Source organism: Lactobacillus taiwanensis DSM 21401 (genome assembly GCF_001436695.1).
Taxonomy (GTDB): domain Bacteria; phylum Bacillota; class Bacilli; order Lactobacillales; family Lactobacillaceae; genus Lactobacillus; species Lactobacillus taiwanensis.
Map to the genome: position 1 here is coordinate 1 of NZ_AYZG01000021.1, position 280 is coordinate 280.

Annotated in this window: 1 protein-coding gene; it reads right to left on the reverse strand. The window is 39.6% G+C overall.

The genetic code is table 11. The features are described 5' to 3' along the window. A partial coding sequence (locus tag FD18_RS09730) for a mucin-binding protein (RefSeq protein ID WP_420919753.1) occupies positions 1–280 on the reverse strand: 280 nt, incomplete at both ends.

A 280-nucleotide genomic window follows, 5' to 3' on the forward strand; every position in this document is an offset into this window, starting at 1 on the left:
TAAACGTTACCTTTTGAACAACTTGAGTTTCACTACCATCTGGATCTTCAACAATAATCGTTCTAGTTATGGTCTTACTCTCAGTCGTTTCAATTGGTGGATTCTTCGTGTACTTCACAGTTACTGTCTTGTCTGCAGTATTTGGAGTTACCTCTTCTACTGGTACTTCATTTGAAGTGTAGCCTGGAATGTCTGGAGCACTGTATTTATCCCAGTTACCAGCAGGTTTATCCCATTCACCGTATATTACTTCTCCATTTACTGGATCAGTGTACTTAGG